General features: G+C 35.2%; 4 protein-coding genes and 1 other RNA gene. 4 read left to right on the top strand and 1 reads right to left on the bottom strand.

Features of this window, described 5'->3' with window-relative positions; all coding sequences use genetic code 11:
- A partial coding sequence (locus tag ACIQ2S_RS12365) for a M23 family metallopeptidase (protein WP_396176436.1) occupies positions 1-1,025 on the bottom strand: 1,025 nt, incomplete at its 3' end.
- 175 nt (positions 1,026-1,200) lie between these two features.
- Here ACIQ2S_RS12365 and ACIQ2S_RS12360 point away from each other — a divergent pair.
- The 4 genes from ACIQ2S_RS12360 to rny form a co-directional block, all read left to right on the top strand.
- Complete coding sequence (locus ACIQ2S_RS12360) at positions 1,201-1,491, top strand: hypothetical protein (RefSeq protein WP_396176434.1); 291 nt, start codon at positions 1,201-1,203, stop codon at positions 1,489-1,491.
- Positions 1,492-1,497: 6 nt separating this feature from the next.
- Entirely contained in the window at positions 1,498-1,791 is a 294-nt protein-coding gene (locus tag ACIQ2S_RS12355) for a cell division protein ZapA (RefSeq protein ID WP_396176432.1), read from the top strand.
- Positions 1,792-1,845: 54 nt separating this feature from the next.
- Positions 1,846-1,956, top strand: a non-coding RNA gene (gene ssrS, locus ACIQ2S_RS12350) — 6S RNA.
- A 49-nt stretch (positions 1,957-2,005) separates the two neighbouring features.
- Positions 2,006-3,265 (top strand): ribonuclease Y (gene rny, locus ACIQ2S_RS12345; protein WP_396176430.1); only part of this gene is annotated, 1,260 nt, incomplete at its 3' end.

Below are 3,265 nucleotides of genomic sequence, written 5' to 3'. Positions count from 1 at the left end.
ACATGAATTACTGTTTTGTTTTGGTGAAAATCTGTCACCTCAATTCTATACGTATAATTGCTATTTGGTTGAATGTTTATCAGTCCGTTCGACTGATTTTTACTAAGTAAACTTAATTCATAAGGCGTTTCAATAAATAACTTCTGGAATTTTTGTTTGGTCTTAACAAACCGTTCATAATCAATATAATTATTAACATGTCGTGTTTCATCAAAGGAAAAAGTATCAAATTTAATAGCAAAATTCGCGTTCCCGTTTAAATAAGTCTGAATACCAAAAACACCGTTCTTACCATAATTATTGTTGCTTAAATCATGCGTTTGCACTGCAAATGCAATAGTCCCGTTTGCTTTGATGCCGCTTGCTACATAACTTCCGTCTTTTTGCAGAACTAAATTTGCCAGAACAGGTTGTTGGGATGTATTAACAATCGAATTTTCATCCATTGGATAAACCAATAAACTTTCAATGACTGGAGGCCTGGTGTCTAAAAATTCATTCGCAAGTCCGAAATAAAAAGGATTAATTACTCTTTCTGATTGGGTATCTCTAAATTCATAATGTAAATGAGGGCCAAAAGAACCACCTGTATTACCGGAAAATGCAATAGTGTCACCTTTTTTTACAAGTAATTCATTAATTACCGGATAAACATCAATTTCAAAAGATTTTTCCTTATAGTGTTGTTTCTTACTATATTCTTCGATTGCCGGTGTGGCTTTTAACAAATGTCCGTAAACTGTTGTATATCCATTCGGATGTGTAATATAAATGGCTTTGCCATAGCCATAGATTGAAATTTTGATGCGGGACACATATCCGTCAGCCGCAGCATAAACTGGCAAACCTACTTTTCTTTGCGTTCGTAAGTCAATACCTGAATGAAAATGATTCGTACGCAATTCACCAAAAGTACCTGAAGTTAACAAAGGTATATTTAAAGGAGAACGAAAGTAATCTTGGGGATAATTATCCTGTGCAACTACGTTTGTCAACGCGAATATAAAAATGAGAAAAACTTTCATAACCAAAGGTTTTAGCTAAGTTACTACTTTTATAGGAAAATACAACCCAAAAAACAGTTCAAAAAAATTTACTGAAAATGAAGGATTTACATAATATTTCAAAAAAACAAAAAAATTATTGCGATAATCCATCAGGAATAGTAACTTTGTAAATCACGTAATGAATCAGGTTTTTATGAGTGAAATGGTTGAAATTGTTGATTCTCTTGAAATTAGATTGCCGAAACTTTTTAGCAAAATTGATCGCTTAGAAGAGTCGTCTAATCATTTGAAGCAAGAATTAGCTAAAGCAGCCGGCATTATACAAAAACAATCGCAACAGATTGAAGCTTTGCAAAAGCAGTATGATACACTCAAAATTGCCAATTCATTATTAGGCAGTGATGAAAATAAAAGAGATACAAAGCTTAAAATAAATTCATTAATTCGTGAAATTGATTATTGTATAGCACAACTATCGGATTAACATAAGATGAGCGAAAAACTTAAAATTAAACTATCAATTGCAGACAGAGTCTACCCTTTAACGGTCGATATGTCGCAGGAAGAAGGACTCAGAAGTGCTTCAAAAAAAATTGATGTAATGATTAAGCAATTCGAACAAAATTATGCCGTTCGTGATAAACAAGATGTTTTGGCCATGTGTGCGTTGCAGTTTGCTTCGCAAGTAGAGCAAAAACAAATTGAGAAAACCGATGACCATCAGGAAACATTGGAGCGATTAAAAAAATTGGATTTATTACTGTCGCACTATCTCGACAAATAAACACGTTCTTACAAATACATCAAGATACTGCCTACATTAGTTTCTATTTGATAAACTCAACACTAACATTTTAGAATGAGCAAATCATCATTACTAAAGCACGCCCAGCATTGCGATTGGGATCCTTGAACAATGAGTTAGCTCAAAACTTGTCAATACGAGTTTATACAATCACCTAATGTAGGCTTTTTTTATATATAAACCTTACACACAAATGGACAGTACATTACTAGTTATTATCGCAGGTATTGTTGGTCTTGCCGCGGGTTTTGCCATCGCAAAACTCATTGAAAAGAGCAACGTTTCCAACCTCATAAAAAATGCAAAAAAGGAAGCCACTTCCATCTTAAAAGATGCAAAAGTTGAGGCAGAAAACATTAAAAAAGACAAATTACTTCAGGCAAAAGAGAAATTTTTAGAACTAAAATCAGAACACGAAAAAGAGATTTTATCAAAAGACAAAAGGGTTGCCGAAGTTGAAAAAAGAGTAAGAGATAAAGAATCACAAATCTCTAATGAATTAGCTCGAGCCAAAAAAGCAGCCGATGAATCGGAAGCTAAAATCACCGACTTCAACAATCGCATTGAAGTGTATGAGAAGAAGACGCTTGAACTTGAAAAATTACACAAAAGTCAAGTGGAGCAATTGGAGGTAATATCAGGATTATCAGCTGAAGATGCCAAGGAACAATTGGTAGAAAGCTTAAAATCTGAAGCCAAAACGCAAGCCATGGCTCATATTCAAGAAACCTTGGAAGAAGCGAAGCTTACCGCTCAACAAGAAGCTAAAAAAGTAATTATCAATACCATTCAACGAGTGGGTACAGAGGAAGCAGTAGAAAACTGTGTTTCTGTATTCAACATCGAATCCGATGATGTAAAAGGTAGAATTATCGGTCGTGAAGGTCGAAATATTCGTGCTTTAGAGGCTGCAACCGGAGTAGAAATCATTGTTGATGATACACCGGAAGCAATTATTCTCTCTTGTTTTGACCCGGTTCGAAGAGAAATTGCTCGTTTAGCATTGCATAAATTGGTAACCGATGGTCGTATTCACCCCGCTAGAATCGAAGAAGTGGTTGCAAAAACTACGAAGCAAATTGACGATGAAATCATTGAAGTTGGTAAACGCACCGTGATTGATTTAGGAATTCACGGTTTACATCCGGAATTAATTAAAGTAGTGGGTAGAATGAAATACCGTTCTTCTTACGGTCAGAATTTGCTACAGCACTCTCGTGAAGTTGCTAAACTTTGTGGTATTATGGCTGCTGAGCTAGGATTAAACGTAAAATTGGCCAAACGTGCCGGATTGTTGCATGATATTGGTAAAGTGCCAGATACAGAAAGTGAATTACCGCACGCGATTTTAGGTATGCAGTGGGCGGAGAAATTCGGCGAAAAAGAAGAAGTATGCAACGCTATTGGAGCTCACCATGATGAAATTGAAATGAAATATTTAATTTCACCGATT

Origin of the sequence: Flavobacterium sp. (genome assembly GCF_044371705.1) — a bacterium.
Lineage (GTDB): Bacteria > Bacteroidota > Bacteroidia > Flavobacteriales > Flavobacteriaceae > Flavobacterium.
Note: the sequence above shows the minus strand (reverse complement) of the source record. Positions and strands in the feature narration are given on the sequence as shown.